This window comes from Pseudomonas sp. B37(2017) (assembly GCF_002112885.1).
Lineage (GTDB): Bacteria > Pseudomonadota > Gammaproteobacteria > Pseudomonadales > Pseudomonadaceae > Aquipseudomonas > Aquipseudomonas paraglycinae.
In genome coordinates, this window is sequence record NZ_NEIX01000007.1 from 56337 (window position 1) to 74760 (window position 18424).

General features: G+C 51.8%; 14 protein-coding genes and 1 pseudogene. 5 read left to right on the top strand and 10 right to left on the bottom strand.

Going from position 1 to position 18424, the window contains the following annotated elements; all coding sequences use genetic code 11:
* The first annotated feature begins 48 nt into the window (after positions 1 to 48).
* Positions 49 to 522 (top strand): type II toxin-antitoxin system HigA family antitoxin, encoded by a 474-nt coding sequence (locus CAF90_RS18240; RefSeq protein ID WP_085608176.1) that lies wholly within the window; start codon positions 49 to 51, stop codon positions 520 to 522.
* 213 nt (positions 523 to 735) lie between these two features.
* On the opposite strand, the gene CAF90_RS29940 is transcribed toward CAF90_RS18240, so the two are convergent.
* Both CAF90_RS29940 and CAF90_RS29945 read right to left on the bottom strand, forming a co-directional pair.
* The gene (locus tag CAF90_RS29940; protein ID WP_371915863.1) at positions 736 to 1599 is read right to left on the bottom strand and encodes a methyl-accepting chemotaxis protein; all 864 of its coding nucleotides are present in this window, start codon (positions 1597 to 1599) and stop codon (positions 736 to 738) included.
* Positions 1594 to 2655: pseudogene (locus tag CAF90_RS29945) on the bottom strand (methyl-accepting chemotaxis protein); the annotation flags it as partial. The gene CAF90_RS29940 and the pseudogene CAF90_RS29945, both read right to left, overlap by 6 nt.
* A 243-nt stretch (positions 2656 to 2898) precedes the next feature.
* Here CAF90_RS29945 and CAF90_RS18250 point away from each other — a divergent pair.
* Together CAF90_RS18250 and CAF90_RS18255 are read left to right on the top strand one after the other, a co-directional pair.
* Entirely contained in the window at positions 2899 to 3570 is a 672-nt protein-coding gene (locus CAF90_RS18250) for a histidine phosphatase family protein (protein ID WP_085608015.1), read from the top strand.
* Positions 3567 to 4388 (top strand): phosphatase PAP2 family protein, encoded by an 822-nt coding sequence (locus tag CAF90_RS18255; RefSeq protein ID WP_085608016.1) that lies wholly within the window; start codon positions 3567 to 3569, stop codon positions 4386 to 4388. Before CAF90_RS18250 ends, CAF90_RS18255 begins: the two co-directional genes overlap by 4 nt.
* Positions 4389 to 4453: 65 nt before the next feature.
* Here the strand turns inward: CAF90_RS18255 and CAF90_RS18260 are convergent, their stop codons facing one another.
* From CAF90_RS18260 to CAF90_RS18275, 4 genes are all read right to left on the bottom strand, one after another.
* Positions 4454 to 5887: a glycosyltransferase family 39 protein gene (locus tag CAF90_RS18260; RefSeq protein ID WP_085608017.1), complete on the bottom strand. Its 1434-nt coding sequence runs from the start codon at positions 5885 to 5887 to the stop codon at positions 4454 to 4456.
* 68 nt (positions 5888 to 5955) lie between these two features.
* Positions 5956 to 6543, bottom strand: coding sequence for a ribosomal protein S5-alanine N-acetyltransferase (gene rimJ / locus CAF90_RS18265; protein ID WP_085608018.1), 588 nt, complete (start codon positions 6541 to 6543; stop codon positions 5956 to 5958).
* Between the two features lie 216 nt (positions 6544 to 6759).
* Positions 6760 to 7128 (bottom strand): DUF6124 family protein, encoded by a 369-nt coding sequence (locus CAF90_RS18270; protein ID WP_085608019.1) that lies wholly within the window; start codon positions 7126 to 7128, stop codon positions 6760 to 6762.
* Positions 7129 to 8085: 957 nt separating this feature from the next.
* On the bottom strand, positions 8086 to 8391 hold the full coding sequence (locus tag CAF90_RS18275) for a hypothetical protein (protein WP_030128116.1): 306 nt from the start codon (positions 8389 to 8391) through the stop codon (positions 8086 to 8088).
* Positions 8392 to 9458: 1067 nt separating this feature from the next.
* Here CAF90_RS18275 and CAF90_RS18280 point away from each other — a divergent pair.
* Positions 9459 to 10724, top strand: a complete 1266-nt coding sequence (locus CAF90_RS18280; RefSeq protein ID WP_085608020.1) for a site-specific DNA-methyltransferase — start codon at positions 9459 to 9461, stop codon at positions 10722 to 10724.
* The gene (locus CAF90_RS18285; RefSeq protein WP_085608021.1) at positions 10721 to 12487 is read left to right on the top strand and encodes a DGQHR domain-containing protein; all 1767 of its coding nucleotides are present in this window, start codon (positions 10721 to 10723) and stop codon (positions 12485 to 12487) included. The genes CAF90_RS18280 and CAF90_RS18285 overlap by 4 nt, the downstream gene beginning before the upstream one ends.
* Before the next feature lie 59 nt (positions 12488 to 12546).
* Here CAF90_RS18285 and CAF90_RS18290 read toward each other — a convergent pair whose 3' ends face one another.
* The 4 genes from CAF90_RS18290 to CAF90_RS18305 all read right to left on the bottom strand — a co-directional run bounded on the left by CAF90_RS18290 (position 12547) and on the right by CAF90_RS18305 (position 18413).
* Positions 12547 to 12849, bottom strand: a complete 303-nt coding sequence (locus CAF90_RS18290; RefSeq protein ID WP_072451318.1) for a hypothetical protein — start codon at positions 12847 to 12849, stop codon at positions 12547 to 12549.
* 602 nt (positions 12850 to 13451) lie between these two features.
* The gene (locus CAF90_RS18295) at positions 13452 to 15353 is read right to left on the bottom strand and encodes a DEAD/DEAH box helicase (protein ID WP_072451317.1); all 1902 of its coding nucleotides are present in this window, start codon (positions 15351 to 15353) and stop codon (positions 13452 to 13454) included.
* On the bottom strand, positions 15350 to 16699 hold the full coding sequence (locus CAF90_RS18300) for a hypothetical protein (protein ID WP_014719972.1): 1350 nt from the start codon (positions 16697 to 16699) through the stop codon (positions 15350 to 15352). Before CAF90_RS18300 ends, CAF90_RS18295 begins: the two co-directional genes overlap by 4 nt.
* A 67-nt stretch (positions 16700 to 16766) precedes the next feature.
* Entirely contained in the window at positions 16767 to 18413 is a 1647-nt protein-coding gene (locus CAF90_RS18305; RefSeq protein ID WP_085608022.1) for a hypothetical protein, read from the bottom strand.
* Positions 18414 to 18424: the final 11 nt, after the last annotated feature.

The window sequence follows — 18424 nt, forward strand, 5'->3', positions numbered from 1 at the left end:
TCAGAATGAACCGTACTATTTATGTTTAATGAGATGAAGGGTGGCAACATGAAGCGCAATAAGGTCGAAGCCTCTGGACTGGACTCCTTCATAGCTGACATTTCACCCATGCTTGATGGTTTGGGCGATCAGATCGCTACGTTGTCCAAATTGCTGTCTGCCTGCCACGATCCGATAAAGAGCGATGCTGACTTGCAAGGGCGGATGGCATTAATCGATGAGCTCTACTCTCATGCTGACAGTGAGGATCATGCAGCGGCACGATTTGCAGAGTTGGTGGCTGATCGTGTGTATGAGTACGAGACTGAAACCGTTTTGATTCCTTACTCCACGCAATCGGAAGCGCTTGCGTTTCTGATCTCCGAAAGAGGAGTGAAGCAGAAGGATTTGGCCGGGATCGCAACTCAGAGTGCCGTTTCAGAGATATTGAATAACAAGCGCAAGATGACCGTCGCTCAGATCAAAGGCTTTGCTGAGTTCTTCAAGGTTCCGGTCGAGTTTTTCATGCATGGTGTCGTTTGAGACGCCTGTAAAGGACGGTTGATTTCCAGGGCCCCGCCACACGTAGTGTGCGCGGGGCTTTTTTGTTGGCTCAGACAAAAAATGGCGAGCGCACGCTTGTGTAATAGCGATCCAGAACCCGTCATCCAATTCCTGAAAATGGCAATTTCAGGACAAAAAAGAAGGGCAGCTTTTCAGCTGCCCTTCTTTGTACATCGGCTTTCGTGTGCAGGTTTACACGCGGAAGTGGCTAACCATCTGCTGCAACTGCCCACCCAACCGCGCCAGTTCAACGCTGGACTTGGCGGTCTCATCACTCGCCGCAGCCGTCTGTTCCGACACGTCGCGAACATTGATGATGCTGCGGCTGATTTCTTCGGCCACGGCGCTTTGCTGTTCGGCGGCTGCGGCGATCTGCTGGTTCATCGACTGGATGTTCGACACCGTGCGGGTGATGTTTTCCAGGGAGTCGCCGGCCTTGCGGGTCAGGGCCACGCTGCTGTCGGTCAGGGCGCGGCTGTTGTTCATCACGGCGGAGACCTGCTGCGTGCCGTTCTGCAGACCGGCCACCAGACCTTCGATTTCCTCGGTGGATTTCTGGGTGCGCTGGGCCAGGCCACGGACTTCGTCGGCGACCACGGCAAAACCACGACCGGCCTCACCGGCACGGGCGGCTTCGATGGCGGCGTTGAGGGCCAGCAGGTTGGTCTGTTCGGCGACGGCCTTGATCACGTCCATGACGCTGCCGATCTTGTCGCTTTCCTGTTGCAGCACGCTCATGGCTTCGGTGGAACGCACCACTTCGCTGGCCAGACGCTCGATCTGGGCGATGGCTTCGTTCACCACTTTGTCGCCTTCGCGGGCTTCGCCGTCAGCGGCGGCTGCGGCTTGCGAAGCTTCTTCGGCGTTGTGCGCGACTTCCTGCACGGTGGCGGTCATCTCGTGCATGGCGGTAGCCACCTGATCGGTCTCGACCTTCTGGCTGTTCACGCCGGCGCTGGTTTGCTCGGTCACGGCCGACAATTCTTCGGCGGCGCTGGCGATCTGAGTCACGCCGTCGCGGATGCCGCTGATCAGGTCGCGCAGGGTCACGCCCATGCGCGCGATGCCTTGTTGCAGCACGCCGAGTTCGTCGCGGCGGGTGACGATCACGTTGTGGCTCAGGTCGCCGCTGGCGATGCGGTCGACCACGGCCATGGTTTCCTGCAGCGGACGGGTGATCTGACGGGTGATGATGAACGCTGCGATGACACCCACCAGCAAGGCCAGCAGGGTGCTGATCAGTTGCAGGGTGCGGGCCTGGGCGCTTTCCACGTCACGACGGTCAAGCTGGATCTGATACAGCTGCTCGCTCAGGGTCACGATGGTCGCGCCCTGATCGGTCATTTCCTTGCGCGCCTGCACCGCATCGGTGTTGGCGTTCTTGAAGGCCTGCAAGGCGCTGCGGTAGTTGGTCAGTGCGGTCTCCAGCTGACGCAGGGCGTCCTGCTGCGAGCTGGCGAAATGCACGTTCAGTTGCTTGAGGCTGGCGATGGCCACGTCCAGTTGGCCGACGGCTTTCTGCTCGGTCTCGGCGTTGGTGGTGGCGGTGTAGCCGCGCACTTCGTAACGCGCCAGGATGAAGGCTTCCTTGGCGGCGGTGATGGCCTGGAACTGCTCGAAACGCTGTTCGCTCATGTCCATCTGCTGGACGCGGGCGCTGATCGATTCGATCAGGTTGTAGGCGGTCTCGGCATTGGCGGCCATGGTGTCGCGCGCCGTGTTGCCGGTGCGGTAGGCGTTACGCATCTTGTTCAGGGACGTCTGGTATTCGGCGATGGTCGCCGCCTGCTCCTTGAGCAGTTTGACGTTTTCCGGGCTCTTGAATTTGCCGATCAGCGCTTGCTGTTGTGCGGCGAAACCGTCGAGGGTGGTCTGCACGTTCTGCGCGGCGGTTTCGTCGCCGTTGGTCAGCATGTATTGCAGGCGCACCACGCGCAGTTTGGTCAGGCCAGCGTTGAGCTGGGTGATGTCGCTCATCCAGTTGCTGCGGTCAATCAGGCCGCCCAGGCTGGTCCAGCCGGTGAGCGCCAGGATGCAGGTCAGGGCCAGGACGAGGCCGAATCCGAGCCCCAGTTTCAGGTTAACGCTGATGTTGCCGAACCAGCTATTCATCACAAATCCTCCAGGAAACGTTGTGCGTCTTGATCGTCGGTCAGGCTGGAAGATTGTTGTTTTTTTGAGCCAGCAAGGGTGTTAGCAGGACTGTATCGGCCGCAAATCCGATAGCTGAAAGGATTTTGTCCTACGGAATTTGTAACAAGCGCCCCCAAGACTTTTTTCACATGGGTTTCACTGCCTGCCCACGCCGTGCTCTTTAACCTCGCCGCATCGAATGACAAGTGATGGCGGCTTTTTGTGGAATTGCGACTGAGTCTGTTCGGCGTCAAGCGCTCGATTGATCTGAGCGGTCTGGCCCGTTTTCGAAACACCTGGGTGGTCTTGGCAGCGTCGGCGCTGGTGATTCCGCTGACTCTCTGGCTGCTCGCCCCGGCGGCGGTGCCTGACCTTGCCCACGGCAATGTGTCCGGGGCACAGGCGCTGAAGGACGGCTGGGACAAGGGCGAGATGATCGTGCTGGTACGCCATGTCGAGCGCTGCGATCACTCGAAAGCCCCGTGCCTGAGTGGCAATGATGGGATCACCGACCGTTCGCGCAGTGTCGCGGTGAGCGTCGGCGCGCAGTTCGAGCAGTTGGGCCTAGACAAGGCCGATGTCTACAACAGCCCGATGATGCGCACCGTGCAGACCGCCGGCTACATGTTCAACAAGGCGGCGACCGGCGAAGACTGGCTGATCAGTTGCAAGGGCCGGATGCTGCAGGACGCGCTCGCGCACAAAGTCCCGGGGCGCAACCTGATTCTGGTGACCCACAGCGAATGCATGGCGCAGCTGGAAAAAGACCTCAAGGTGCCGGCCTCGACCCTCGGCTACGGCGCATCGCTGTTTGTTTCCGCCGCCAGCCCGGCGGCCCCACAGATGCTCGGCTTCATTGAAGCCTCCGACTGGCGCACGGTGACGACCCAATGAAATCACGCTTTTACGCTTACAACTTCGGCATCCCGCTGCTGTGTGCCGCGCTGGTGTTCCTGATGTTCGACATGACCCGTATCGACATCGCCTTCAGCAATCTGCTGTTCGATCCACTGAGCCAGACGTTTCCGCTCGACAAGATTCACTTTTTCGAAAAACTGACCCACAAGTGGGCGCGGATCATTCCGAACTGGACGGCGGAAATCGCCTTGATCGGCGCGATGTTGTCGTTTGTCTGGCCGCTGGTGAAGCCGCAAAAACATCAGCGTCTGGGCGGTTTTCTCGAGCGCTGCAAAGTCGCGCCGGTGCTGCGTTTTGCCGCCAATCACCGTAGGGATTTTCTGTTTGTGGTGGTGGCTTTTGCGGTCTGCACCGGGGTAATCCATTTCCTCAAGGCGCACACCAGCGTCTACTGCCCGATCGAGACCACGCTGTACGGCGGAAAGATGCCGCACATCGAGTGGTACAACAATTTCCAGCTGTTCCACGAAGCGGGTGAAGGGCGTTGCTGGCCGGGCGGCCATGCTTCCGGGGGCTTCACCATGTTGGCGCTGTATTTCGTGGCGCGTCGTTATCAGTGGCGTTTCTCCAGCGCGTTGCTGTGGGGCTCGCTGCTGCTCGGTTTTGTCTACGGCACTACGCGAGTCCTACAGGGCTGGCACTACATGTCCCATACGTTCTGGGCCGGGATCTTCGTGTGGCTGGCGTGTTTGCTGACGGCGCTGGCGTTCTACGGTCGGGCTCGTCTGGAATTGCCGGTATTGAGCAAGCGTGAGCGGAAGGTGTTCGGCACACAGCCTGAGGTTTCTCTCTGAGTCCTCGCCGCTGAAATGAAAAACCCGCCATCACCGGCGGGTTTTTTGTTTTTGCTGTCGTGGCTTCAATAACCCACGAAGTAATACGCCTGGCGCCCGACCATCATGGTCTTGTGGACTTTCAGCGGCGCGGCGGGTTCGCTGTCTCCCGACATCACGGCGATGTTCGATGGCGATGCACTGAGAAATTCTCGTAGCTGCGCATCGGTATCCAGGCCCTTGAGGACACTCCGGGTATAGAACACGCTGGCGCCGCCGACCCGTTCGTTGGCTTGAAACAGTGCGACCTGACTGCCGCTCTCTTGCAGCGACTGGATGTGTTCGGTCAGCGGCAGGAACGACAGGTGTTTATCGGCATTTGGCAGTGCCCATTGCGCGGCGCCCAGGTAGCTGGCGATGATCACCGTCAATATCCCCGCCGCCACTGTCTGACGGTGACGGGCGATTCGTCCGACAAAACCATTCTTGTGATCCTTCAACCTGTCGAACAGCACGCCCGCATATTCCGCTGCAATCACTGCCGCTGCGGGCGTCATCGACATCAGGTAAACCGTGCGTTTGCTCGAAGCCAGGGTCAGCAGAATGAACTGCGCGATGATCCACAGGCTGAAAAACAGCAGGTAACGGTTGGCCTTCAGCTCCTTGCGAAAATGCCACAGGCCCAGGTACACCAGAATGTTCCAGGGCAGGAACGCCTGCGGCAGCTTGGCGAGGTAGTAGTAAAACGGCTCGTAGTGGCCGGCTTCGACGAACGATCCGCTGAAACGTCCTACGCTGTTGGTCAGCAACACTTCGCTGACTGCCTGGACGCCGCCGCGCTGATAGAGCACGGCGAGCCAGATCATCAGCGGGATCAGACCGACAAGGGTCAGCAAACCCGGACGCAGCCAGTCCGACAGTTTGAAGCGCTTGTCCATCAGGTTGTCAGCCAGCAGAAAAGCGAAAATCACCACGCCCGGCATCGCCAGCCCGAGCACGCCTTTGCTCAGCGTGGCGATGGCAATCCCGGCTACAAACAGCAACGAATTGCCTGGAGTCGGTGCTCGCTGCGCCTGGAAGAACGCCAACAGTGCTGTAGTCACGCCAAGTGCGAGCAACGCATCCTCGCCGACGCCACGCACGTTGCTCCAGTAACTGGCCATGGTCGCCAGCAGAATCCCCGCCGACCAGGCGATGGCCTTCGGACGTTCGAAGCGGCGCAACATGGCGTACAGCAGCATCACGCTGAGCAACCCGGCCACCGCCGACGCCAGTCGCACCGCCCAGGGCGAGACGCCGAAAATACGCAGGGCGCCGGCGTCCAGCCACAGGCTCAGTGGCGGTTTTTCCAGAAAGGGTTCGCCGAACAGACGCGGCGTCACCCAGTCGTTGTCCAGGTGCATCTCCATCGCAATACCCGCAACCCGGGCCTCGGTGGAACCTTGCAGTTGATGGTTGCCAAGGGCGAAAAAGAACAGCAGAGCGGCAAGCAGAAGCAGGGAAGAGGCGGCACGCGACATGGGTTCAGGCAACCGGAAGTGAGCGGAAACCCGAGCTTACGCGGCCAATCCTTAATAATTTGTGAACGTCAGGACAGCGGTCGTGACCAGCGTTGCTCCGGCGTTTCAAAACGCGGATTGACCCGCGCCGTCAGCACATGATCCTGCCAGCGCCCGGCAATGTTCAGATAGGCCTTGGCATAACCTTCACGTTCAAATCCAAGGCGCTCAAGCAACCGGCCGCTGCGTTCATTGCCGGGAATGTAGTTGGCCATGATCCGGTGCAGGTTCTGAATGTCGAACATGTAGGCGATGGCCGCCTCCAGCGCTTCCTGCATCAAACCCTTGCCCTGATGCGCTTCGTCGATGTGATAACCCAGATAACAGGCTTGGAACGCACCGCGGATTATTCCGCTGAAATTGCAGGCGCCGATCATCTGCTCGCCATCCTGGGTCAGTAACGCCATATGCACCGCGAGCCCGGCTTCGAAGGCGCTGGCTTGTATTTCAAGGCGTCGGCGGATCTGCTCAGTGGAAAAGTAATCGGTGGTACGAATCGGCGACCACGGCGCGAGGTGACGTTGATTGCGCTGGTAGAACGCGCTTTCCAGCGGCGCCTGATCCGGGTCGAGCACCGCGAGCGTCAGGCGTTGACAGGGCAGGGTCAGCAGCGGCATCGGGTGCTCCGGGTCTCGGGATTGATCACCAGAATTGCCCGGCAGGCAGGAAAACACAAATCGCCGCCAGATTTCGGGCGAAAAAAAGCCCGCAGGAGCGCGGGCGAACCGTAGTTTCTTGAATGAGCGAAGGCAATGTACACGGCCATCACCGCCGCCGGGGTGAAGAAAAGTTCATGTCGATGAACGACTTGCGTCATCGACGAGCGGTCATTGTCAGTGCACGACAGGCGCCGTCGTACGAGGCACCAGATTCACCGGATCAAGGTTTTCCACGGCGCGATTGACCAGCATTTCGGTCATGATCGACAGCTGCCGGATCGCCAGCAACCGACTGCGTTGAGAGCCCGTGAAATCATCGGCGATGTTGGCCGTCACCATGTTGAGCGCTGCCAAGGTCTCGCAGGCATGGGTCAGCAGAGTGGCCGTATCCACGTCGGTGCGCACGGAAAAAATCTCGTTAAACGGCAGGGTGCGACGCGGCTTTCTCACGTATTCCTGAGGCTGGGCAAGCACAGCGGGTTCCTTCGATTCGGACTCGTGAGGCGGTGTTTGATCAGGCAGGCTTCGGGTGTCTTTTTTCATGACAAGGCTCCATGGTTTCAGGCTCCCGGCGAATTCCTTTGGTAAACCATCTGCCGGGTTGCAGCGGAGCGCGAAGACTAGCGTTTGGAAGCATCTTGAACCAGTTCATGAAAGTCGACGCGGGTTGCGGGAAATTTCCTAGGACGTTGGTGGGGGAGACTTGTTTTTCGGCTATCAATCTACCAGATGCAACAAAAACTGCACTTGGCGGGCCTTGTCGTTGAGCCGGGGTAATCTGAACTGGTCTTTTATCTCTTTGATAATTATAAGTAATACTAATTTCTTATCTTGATTGGAATACCATTTGGAATACCGCATGAAATAGCGCTCCGTTGATCCGCCGCTTGTATTCAATGTGAAAACCTTGCTTTGCTCATTCGCTTCCTGTCCAAGATGAGGTGGGCCCCTCGATCTGAGTAACGAGCATCTGGTCGACTATTTTGAACGAGGTCGGGCCTGAAAAACGTAGTATCACCTTGTTAGACGAGATGATCAGCCGACCTATGGCCGGATCAATCGGCCCGATCACTGCTCGAAGTTTTATGAAAGCGCTGAAGGTTATTTTAAATTAGATCTAGGGATCTGTTGCGCTATGTGCAGGCCATGCAGATTTCGGGACAGTAGCTCGCTGACGCTCGATCGTTCAGACGTTATGAAAGACGCCAATGTGAGTTGATGAACTCTTTTTTCCGTCAGAGTGTGTCCACAGCTCCCAGCGCGTTGTCGGCGATCTCAGTACCGACTGGATGGTAAACTCAATAGTTGCCGCTTAAATATCGAGCAGGTTTTCATTGATGGTGGACTGCAGAGAGGGGAGCAGGTGAGATAATGCTATTTGGAGTGAAAAGCTTAACACTCGTTACCTAACGCAGGATTGAGATCGTGCGGCAGGAAGCCGGGGAATGGGTTTGGAGTAAGGTTCGAATGGCCATGTTCGCGCCCATGACCACCCTAGCTTTACATCCTTGTTAAAACAAAAGCAGCGATAAGCCCTAGTCCAACAGCGAGTACCGGGGCGGCGCCGTAGGTGCAAAGCACCCCGACGAAGCTGCCTAACGCCGTGAGGCGAAGGTGTAGAGCTGCTGAACCAGCTTGTTCAGAAATGCCCATGGCAATCCTCCCTTGCTGTTCTCCCAGTCTCATAAAGCAGCTGGCAGGGAGGTTCAGACTATTTCTGCCCATTTCCTTTTTCCGCTCTCGCGGGATTTCCAGGAGGATGGCGGCAGATACCCAACTGGCCGGTTGCAGCACGATGAGTTGCATCGTGTGGCTTATGCTCGGAGAGTGGCCGCATGATATCACGCAGAACGATGCCCGGCAAAATAATGGTCGATCGACCGAATGAGGCTTTGTAGAATATGTGATAAAAAATTCCGTTATTGCAGGCTTGCGAGCCTCCTCAACGTTTCGATCTCACGCGCACGAATGTAGTCCGTTCCGGCGTTGGTGTTCCGCTCAAGCAAACCTTTTCCGCCATTGAGAGCAGCTCGTCGGCGGATGTCTCCATGTGATATCCATAGTTAGTTGATCCAGATCTTCCACGGACGTCCGCACTTACACCACTTTTGACCGGCGCAATAGTGCCGAGCGCATCTGATTCGGCCACGGATAGGAGTTGGTTCCTCTGTCTATCGATGTCCCTGTCATCTTCATTTTGAGTAGTAATCGAACTGTGGCCAAGCGCGCGGCTGAATGGTGAAAGCGTTGACGACAAGTGCCAAAACTTGCCTCAGTTTCAAGATAGAAAACAGTCATTGCCTCTTCGGGTAGTATTAGAAATACGTATCTCCGGGAGACGGGTTGGCAGATACTTATTTTTTATTTAAAGATGCTGGTCAGCGTAGTCCCCAATATTGCGATAACTATGGATACGCTTTGATAGCGTACAGTTTAGTCGTTTAACTCACCTTCTTATAGCTGCCCGCAGTAATTGAAAACTGATCCAGTCGGGCTGTGGTTGCAGACGGAAATGAGTGATCATGCCGTAAATCTGCGGCTGGTTCCGGTACTATAGCAAAGTTAGCGGCAGCGGAGCTTTCTAACCCATATTTGCATGCCTCTTCCAAATACAGGGGTTGGGTTTTAATTTCTTCTAATTTTAAAGCTGAAGGGTAGATATCGGGCTCGTGTTTTTAGCGCTGCGTGAGCAGACAAAATAGCGGAATGTATTTTCAATATTGTTTAAGCCGAGCTTTTAAGATGTTCGTTAATTTTTCCGCTGTATCTGGTTTTTAATGAATATATTTCTGTTAGGTTGTGCTGGAAAATTGCAAAGGAGGAGTATATAATGAAAATATTTACCGAATGGCGGTAGCGCCAGAGAATAAAAGATGTCCGAAGTTTTTTTAGATGACGCGCGAAACTTAAGAAAAAGAGTAAAGAAGAACTCTGTTGACGTTACGGTTACATCGCCACCATATTTTGATATGAAGGATTATGGCCATTCTGGGCAAATTGGATTTGGTCAGACGTATGATAATTATCTGGCGGATCTAAGGAAGATATTCAAGGATGTCTATCACGTTACTAAAGAGACAGGTTCTCTTTGGGTGGTCATCGACTCCTTTAAACGTGATGGTGCAGTCGTTACTCTCCCGTTCGATTTCGCTAGAGAGATCAGTTCGGTAGGCTGGAAGCTTCAAGACGTTATTATTTGGAAAAAAGATAAGACTGTCCCGTGGAGTAAAAAGGGCGCCACTAGAAAAATATTTGAATATGTACTCTTCTTCTCTAAGGGGCAAGACTTTAAGTATTACTCTGAACGAGCAAGAGAAATAAAAGACTTGAAGGAATGGTGGGTGCGTTATCCTGAGCGCTATAGCCCACATGGGAAAGCTCTTGAGGAAATATGGGAGTTTAGTATTCCCACTCAGGGGGCTTGGGGGGAGGGATATATTAAACATTTCTGTCCTCTTCCGGAGGATCTCGTCAAGAGGATTTTGACACTCACGACTGATGAGGGGGATACTGTTTTCGACCCATTTTCAGGGTCGGGTACCGTACCTGCGCAAGCCGCGTTCATGGCAAGAAAATACTTTGGGTTTGAATTGAATCCTGATTATCTGGATATGTTTAAATCGTATCTTTCCGATAATATAGAGCAGCGTTCAGCCGCATACTTGGCCTCGAAGGTATCCATAGACGCTGATGTCTTTAGAGAAACCATTATTCAGTTGAGAGTTCTAAAGTTTGCAAGGTTGCTTGCCAGAAAGTTAAAGTCTGTGGGGATCATTGTCGATAAAATTTGGGTTGAACCCCTCAGTCGTCCTGTTCGTGGTAAATATGACATTGTTTCAGCAAAGTATATCTTTTTAACTGATAAGACCGTATCAGAGGATTGGTTTTTAAGTTCGGTTAAAGAAATTATTTCACACCCGCCTTTATCAAAGTTTGGTATTTGTGCTGACTTTGAACAATTAGTTGATTTGAAAGACTTTGTTGATATTCTGCCGACGTCCGAAATGTACACTTATACCGCAAGCAATACACATCAATACAAAAAAACCGATGTAAAGAGCCAAATTCGCAAGGATGAATTTATATTCAGTTCGATTGCATTGAATATTAATGAAGAAATTTATAGGAGTGTTCGATGAAAGTGGCCAAGCCAGGAGCGACAAAAAAAGTACGCAAGAAATTGACTGCGGCGGAAAAGATTGTAGTTCGGGCATTGGCTAAGAAAAAAAGAGATGAGTCAAAGTTTCGTAATTCAGCTAAAGAGATATTTACTAAGTCAGGATTTGAATTCATTTCTTCTGAGAATAAAGAATTTGTTTTGCATACCTCAGTAGGATCAAGGACTACCGAGTTAGATGGGGTCTTTGTGTATGAAAATGTCTTGGTGGTTATTGAGGATACATGTATTGCAACGCCAGGGCCCCATATAGCAAAAAAACAAATCGTGTTCGATTTAGCCCTGAAAAATAAAGTAGATTTTGTAGAGTGTCTTAAGCAAAATCTTCCTGATTTTGACAAGTATTTTACGTCTCAGCCTTATGAGCCAGTTGACTATGAACTTAGAATTGTATACTTCAGTATGCATTCAGTTGAGTCCGAGTACGTTGAAAGTGCGGCGCGTATAGGTGTTCAAGTCGTGGAGAGAGCGCTGACGAATTATTTCCATGCTCTTGTCAAAAATGTTTCTGTTTCCGCGAAATATGAAATCCTAAAATTTCTCAAAGTTGATTACAAAGATCTGGGTGCTGCTAAGTTATCAGGTGGCAGCTCTGGTGCGCTAAGTTCTTTTCAGGGTTTTTTACTGCCTGAAGCTAACAGTAGTTATCCGGATGGATACAAAGTTGTTTCATTCTATGCGGATCCTGCGTCACTTTTGAAAAAAAGCTTTGTGTTGCGCAAAAATGGTTGGGTTGAACCTAATTTGTCCTATCAGCGAATTTTAGATATGCCAAAAATAAGATCTATGAGGCAGTATCTTTCAGAAAATCGAAGAGTTTATTTGGGCAATATAATCGCCACTTTGCCCTCGTCGACCAAAATAAATGATATTAAAACAGCCAATCAGCTAGCGTCTAATGATCAGCTGAATGTGAAGCCTGTAAGCATATCATTGCCGGATGAATATAACGTTGTAGGTCTGATTGATGGCCAGCATAGAATTTACTCCTATCATGAGGGTGTCGACAGCTATGAGCCTCAAATTGGGCGTCTGAGAGTTAAACAGAATTTATTAGTTACCGGCATTATTTATCCGGCGAGTGTATCAGAGGAAGATAAAACGCTTTTTGAAGCTAAGCTATTTCTAGAGATAAATAGTCGGCAAACTAAAGTTAAGTCTGCTTTAACTCAAGAAATTGAGCTTATAGTTAATCCGTTCTCAGGTACAGCTGTTGCTAAAGCAATACTAATCAAGCTCGCGCGGAAAGGCGCATTGAAGGACAAGTTGGAGGAGCATGTCTTTGATGATGCGAAAAAGCTGAAGATCTCGTCCATTGTTAGTTATGGGTTGAAACCTCTGGTGAAATGGGAAGGTGGGGATTCACTGTTTACTGCTTGGCCTGAGGCTGCTAAAAAGTCAGAAATTTTGGCGAAAAAAAGTAGGTTGTCATTAGAAGCGTATATTGATTATTGCGTGGCACAAATTAATGACCTTCTAAATGCAGTGAAAGCTTCATATCCTGATGGCTGGCAAATAGGTCACGAGAGCAAGATTCTTACCCCGACTGCTATTAACGGATTTATAAAGTGCCTTCGGATTATTTTGGAAGAAGGTGATGCGCGAGGATTCGATCAGTATAGACGTAAGTTGACTGGCGTTAAGAACTTTGACTTTTCTCCTTACAGGTCTAGCCATTGGAATCAGTTGGGAACTGATTTGTACGAAAAGTTTTTTTCTAATTGACTTTTAATTACTGGATTCAGGCGTAATGGTTACCAGTCCGGATGTATTTACGCCTTCTCCTACAACCAATGCGGGGGTATTGCTAATTCATAGTTTTTCGAAATTATGCTGAGTGCTTCTATGATTTCTTTGTGTTTTCTCTGTTGGGTTTCACCCCAAGTGTTTCTCTCTTGTAAAAGATTTTGAAGTTCTTCAAGATTGTACATTTTTAAAGCATGAAAATTCTTCCATGAGGGTATGCCAAATAAGTTATAAATGGTGCTAGTGTCGTCTCGCTCGCTTGCTAATCGCTTTTGCCCCCTCAGCAGACCTTCGGCGTGTTTTGCGTCATCATGGTCTTCATAAGTATTTAATAGTTTCATTAAGCTGAGCTCATGGTGTTTTGAATGATGGGTGCAATTTATTGTATATTGGTGTCCGTATGTAGTCAAATGCACTCTTGTGTGTTGCTCTGTGAATTTTCTGTACGGATTATAGTTTTCGGAGGGTCTACATTGTTATTTTCTTTGTTTTATTTTAGTCGGTATCGGATTTATTAAAGTTATGGTTGAGCTCTTTCTGGGTTTATATTTTCCGTCAAGTAGTATTGCGTAGATGGTTCTTCTTTGTCTGGCAGAGTGATCTCAATTAAATATACAGATCTTTTTCCGCTCGTTATTTATAAGTTTGACCGCGAGTAAGGAATTAATTGTTAACACAAGGTTAAGACCGCGCGTTATAAGTTAGAGCAAGTAATGGGCGAAATGCGTCAGGTTTTTATCGCTGGATGTTTTACTGTGTTGGCGCTGATACTGAAGTGATCAAGCCGGATGAGCGTTCAGCCTTCACCAGGCGCCCTGATCTTTGGCCTGAGCGACAAAGCCGCGTTTGATTGTTCAACGAGGCAGGTACAAAGAATCGGGGGGCCATGAGCCACCCCTGTCTTTTTAGCATTCGCAGGAACGCCGCTACCAAACTTGCCTGGTCAATCTGTTTGCTCATTTGGAGCAGATGTCATCGGTCTTTCGATCTCTTCGATCAACTCTATGATGTCCCTGCGATCAATGGAGTTTTCTACCGAGGTTGCTTCTTCCTCATCAAGAGTGAGTTCCTGGAGATCGGGATCATCCAGCAACTCCTGCATGTTTCCAATTTTCGTCATCAGCCGACGGGCCACCGCTCGATCGATTGAGCCGACATCTCTAGGAAGTGCGTTTTGCATGATGTAGATCGTAGTGACAGCGTCTGGCTTCAAGCCAAGTCGATGAATCCTGTCGATGGATTGAAGATAGTGCGTTGCGTTATAACTGCGATCTACGTAGATCGCATCGTGGCAGTGCGTATGTAGGCTGATGCCTTCAGATGCCGCCGCAGGGTTTGCGATCATCACGTGGCAATTTGGGTCATCCTTGAAGCGTTTAAGCTGGCCTTGCCTGGATGCAGTGTCGGAAACATCGCCCAGTAAAACGGCACCGTGAATAGTGGCCGGGTTGTAGCCGGCTAGCGCGTGTGCAAGCTGGTGAAGGGTTTCTGTGAAAATAGTCCAGATAAGGACTTTTTTGCCCGCTGCTATGAGTTCCTGCGCGAGCGCTACCGTCTTATGTATCCTTGCTGAAGGCCCTTCTGATTTAACGGCCTCCAAGATTGCCGCGTTCTCACCTGTTTCGTGGTGCTGCTGCAGGTGAGGTATCACAAGAAGAGGGTTTGTGGCTGCTTGCAGTATGCGCATAACGCATTTACGAGCGTTGATCAGTGCCACACCGCCTTTACCGCTTCGAAGCTCACTGGAGCGGGCGGTCAAATCGCTTTTCAATATGCTGTAAAGCGCCAGATGCGCATCGGTCAATGTGACGGGTACGGTCTTTATGGTGCGCTTGGGTAGTTGTAAGTCTTTCTTTGTGGTGCGGACGTAGATGTCACCAATCAGGTCGCGTGGCTCATGGCCTGCAGAAATTTTTGATCCGTAACCATGGCCAGGCCATAAAAAATCGAGTTGTGAGGCGATGTCCTGCCGACCCTGAGGCATCGGGGTACCTGACAAGATGTCACGCCTTACAGCGAGGTAACCCATGCGAAGCAGGACTGAGCCTCGCTGGCTGGAGTGACCAGATTTCATGCGATGTGATTCATCCAGGATCAGATGCACCTTGTTCGTCGCCATGAAATTGCTGATGTGTTGATCAACCCGAACGAGTTGCTCATAAGAGATTATGAAGCGGCGTGAACCCGACGCCAGGAGCGATGCAATCTTGTTTTCTCCTCCAGTCAGGGGAACAAAATCAGCGCGTAGGTCCTGAGAGGCAGAAGAGTAGAGGCACTCATCTACCACACCTTCCCAAGCTGGAAAGGCATTATTCGGCGCAACGACAATGAGCGCGTCGATCTTTTCGCGTGAAAGTAGATGTAGTGCAAAGGTGACAGTAGTTTTGCCAGCCCCGGGAACTGAGAAGTTGGCTCCATTTGCCAGTGACAGGAGGTGCCGCAAGTTTGTCAGCTGGTAGTCCTTCAACTGATGGCTATCCATTTGCCAGCCAGCAGCTTCCAAGCGCGTAAGGATATCCGTTTCTGGCATCTGCAAAGCGATCGAGCCTGAAACGCTACTTACGCTCGCAAACTGTTCCATAAAACGTTGAATCCGCTCGGCCGAGCTTTCGTCAACGTCGAATATGAAATTGTGTTTGTGCTGTAGTGACGAAGACTCGCGCAGCACATTCAAAGCCGCCGGCCAAGTAAGTTCAAGTCGGTGAGAGGAAATGCGTGGCGCGGATTCTGCGTCTTGAGCGTACTGCTTCATACGAATCCAGATGTTATCGCTGACGCCAGCTCCTCGCGTGAAAACTCCAGCAGACGAACGTTCTTCGTATGAAAGAACGATGGTTGGGGTCATTTGCTTCTTCCTTGAGCTTGGCGATCAGACAGCTCCGTCAACAGCATTTCGCTGCGGCTGATGCAGCGCTCCAGGCAGCTTCTTAGGTCTTCGTGCGTGGCTGGCCCAGCCGTTTGTATATCTACAGCAGCAAGCTTTTTCTCTGCCTGAATCGCGAAGTCGAGTGCGGCTGCCTCTTTCTTTTTGCCCTGCTCTGCTGCAATCAAGCTCACTTGTTGGATCGTGGCAGTCAGTTTTTTCACAGCCTCAACGCTTTCTCTTTGAGCGTGCAGATAATCCACGAGCGGCTCATAGCTTTTTGCAGCTGGTCCAGACGGTTCAAACGAAATCTTGATTTGGGAAGGCTTTCTTGGCTCAGCCGCCGGCAACTCAATCTCGAGAGCATTGGCCAGGTTCTCTAGAAAGAGTTCAGCATTCTGCTCGATTGCGTTTATAAAAACGTACGCCCGGTCCGTGAGGTCTTTACGTTGCTCAATCAGCAAGAAGTCGAATTGCCGGGTGATATCCCGAACGCCGGAGTCATCTCCTTTGACGTTGTTTTTTAATGCGATTTGTTTGAATGCCTGTTCGGTTTCTCCTAATTGGTCGTAACTCTGAGGCCTGGAAAGCCACTCGTCCAGGTACAGGTCGGCGTTGTCGATCATCTTTGCTGCTCGGACGATGTCGGATCTGTCGCGATTCATCAGGTTTGCGATTTCATCGTCGGGTATCAGTGATTCTCGCAAATCCCGTACGGCTCGACCTAAAGCCGTCCATTCGTAAGGTAGCTTTGTTTCGGGTTGCATTTGCAGCCCGATTTCCAGCTTGAGGATTTCTGTTGGGCTGGCAGACGTCGGGAGAACCGAACATTTTATTTCTTGAAACGTCGCGAATTTCGCAGGATCGCTGGTCCATAGTTCGCGCATAGCGCTGAGGCGCCTGTTGCCATTAACCACGATGCCGTCAGATGAAATAATGAGATCTTCAGTTTGAATTCCGACTCGCCCCAACTCTGAGTGAATCGGGGTTACGGATTCGCCGCTTCCGGTTTGCGCTTGCTGGTAGAGGATCCGATGCTGCCTTGCTTGGACTGATGGGTCTTCCCGTCTTGCAGGTTCGAAAAATCCTACTTCCTGCTCACCGGCAGCGATCAAGCTCAACTGGGTATCGCGAGTACGATAGTTCTCCAGGCGGTAAATCAGAAAGTCTTCAGGCAATGATATGACTGGTAAATCTTCGTTGCCGTTTCTGAATTTGTACTCTTTTCGCACGTTATTGCGAACAAGCGCTTCTGTGATTCGTTGCGCTATCGCCAAGCGCCGCTCTTCCAGAGCTGTGACATGCAACGTGTATTGAGTCGTTTCCATGTGATTTCCTGATACCGCCTTTCAATTGATTGCTTCGTTGAAGCTACTCAGTGCTGCCCGGGTTCAATCAGAATCTATCGAGCACCGGAGCACTGAGGACATCACCAGCGGTGACTTGCGCCAGTTGATGATGAATTAGCGATTCACGGCCTCCTCCGAGAGAGACGGCAATTCGAGGGAAGTCATCCTCTAGAGCGGGATATTCTCTTCTCAGCCAATCCGGAAAGGCGGCGGTTGGCAGCAGGCGAATGGTCCTTCCTTTGACCTCAAGTTGGCCGGAGGTGAGCTCCTGAACCATTGCCAGTTTCGATCCCCCACCAGTGAGAATGACGGCTAAGCCTTCTCTGCTGGCAACACCGACCCAGCTCTCATCGACTGTTTCGAGCGTGTCCACCAGGCATTGTCTTAGTTCATTTCGGAATGTTTGGACTGCTGCCAGCTCAATGAGCTCATTGATTTCGATATCAACGACCTGACCATCCAGTAATCTGACGGTGAGGGTTTCACCGATGAACAGCGCCTCTTTGTAGTCGCGGATATTCAGCGCTAGGTTGCTGCGTATATTTACGTTCCGCGGATTGTCTGAACCCACGCCTGCCTTTCTAAGGATCAGCTCAGTAAGGGCTCGATCAAGATGGTTGCCTGCCAGCGGAATTCCCCTGGCAGCGCCTTTGGCTTCCAAGGCCTGGCGTACTCCGCTGTCAGAGTCCACATGCAACCGATACAGACTCACGTCGCTCGTGCCAGCTCCGACGTCAACGATAAGGGTAAGGCGTCGGGTATTGCTGTCGGTGCTCAATATCGCGTTCGCAACGCCCAAGGGTTCAGTGAGGGCTTCGGTTACGAAGTCGTACTGGCGAGATACCGAGCGAAGCTGTTTCGTAGCCTCCTCGAAGTCTTCTACGCGAAGCCCCTGATGCAGCGAATCCCCGAAGGTGTCGGCCAGAACCTGAGCCTGTCCCAGCAGTGTTCGAAGCGTCCCCTCAACCTCTCGACTTTGTTCAGCGCTGAAACAAGGCATCGCGAAGCGGCGTTTGATGTTTCTGGGAACACCATATTTTGCAGCGTCCGAGTTGGCAGCCCAGGTCATGAACATCAGATATGCCAGTAATAGGTCTCCCATCTTCAGTTGTGTCTGAGTGGGGTTGTAGATTGCAGATACATCCGTCTGCATTGCGCGCTCAGACAAAAATCGTTTCACGTTGTCGATGCGCATTCTTTCGCCGTTACCACCTTCAACTAACGAGCGATCCAGTGCTTTCTTCCCAAACCAGATCAGTCCGCTGTTATCAATGTACAAAGAGGATATGAGCATGGTGTCGCTGACTTCGCGCTGGTCTCCAGGTTTCCCCAGCTCAAGAACATGAATTTCCTCGACGTCATCTTCGTCTATGCCGCTCAAGACAAGGGCTGCCTTGGACATGGCCGTGCCGAAATCGAGGCAAAGACGCTCTTTGAGGGAGGGTTGTGGGAGTTCGAAGATACTGAGGTTGAGGACGATGGAAGGCGGTGAGGAAACAGTAGCAGCAGGCGGAGGAGTTGCCGTAAGTTTTAAAGTAGGAGAAGTTGCCCCTCCAAGAACTGCCAGTGCTAGATTGAGGGCGTCGAGTTCGCCGGTCGTTAAAACTCCAGGTAATTCATACTGCTCAGCATCTATCTGTTTGATGCGCTTTAATAGATTGTTGATGAGAATCTTAGCTTCGATCCGGTCCATCGATGTTCCCC

Coding starts and splice junctions, on each gene's coding strand:
- CAF90_RS18240 (WP_085608176.1), top strand. CDS start 49: ATGAAGCGCAATAAGGTCGAAGCCTCTGGACTGGACTCCTTCATAGCT.
- CAF90_RS29940 (WP_371915863.1), bottom strand. CDS start 1,599: ATGGGCGTGACCCTGCGCGACCTGATCAGCGGCATCCGCGACGGCGTG.
- CAF90_RS18255 (WP_085608016.1), top strand. CDS start 3,567: ATGAAATCACGCTTTTACGCTTACAACTTCGGCATCCCGCTGCTGTGT.
- CAF90_RS18260 (WP_085608017.1), bottom strand. CDS start 5,887: ATGTCGCGTGCCGCCTCTTCCCTGCTTCTGCTTGCCGCTCTGCTGTTC.
- rimJ (WP_085608018.1), bottom strand. CDS start 6,543: ATGCCGCTGCTGACCCTGCCCTGTCAACGCCTGACGCTCGCGGTGCTC.
- CAF90_RS18270 (WP_085608019.1), bottom strand. CDS start 7,128: ATGAAAAAAGACACCCGAAGCCTGCCTGATCAAACACCGCCTCACGAG.
- CAF90_RS18275 (WP_030128116.1), bottom strand. CDS start 8,391: ATGCAACTCATCGTGCTGCAACCGGCCAGTTGGGTATCTGCCGCCATC.
- CAF90_RS18280 (WP_085608020.1), top strand. CDS start 9,459: ATGTCCGAAGTTTTTTTAGATGACGCGCGAAACTTAAGAAAAAGAGTA.
- CAF90_RS18285 (WP_085608021.1), top strand. CDS start 10,721: ATGAAAGTGGCCAAGCCAGGAGCGACAAAAAAAGTACGCAAGAAATTG.
- CAF90_RS18290 (WP_072451318.1), bottom strand. CDS start 12,849: ATGAAACTATTAAATACTTATGAAGACCATGATGACGCAAAACACGCC.
- CAF90_RS18295 (WP_072451317.1), bottom strand. CDS start 15,353: ATGACCCCAACCATCGTTCTTTCATACGAAGAACGTTCGTCTGCTGGA.
- CAF90_RS18300 (WP_014719972.1), bottom strand. CDS start 16,699: ATGGAAACGACTCAATACACGTTGCATGTCACAGCTCTGGAAGAGCGG.
- CAF90_RS18305 (WP_085608022.1), bottom strand. CDS start 18,413: ATGGACCGGATCGAAGCTAAGATTCTCATCAACAATCTATTAAAGCGC.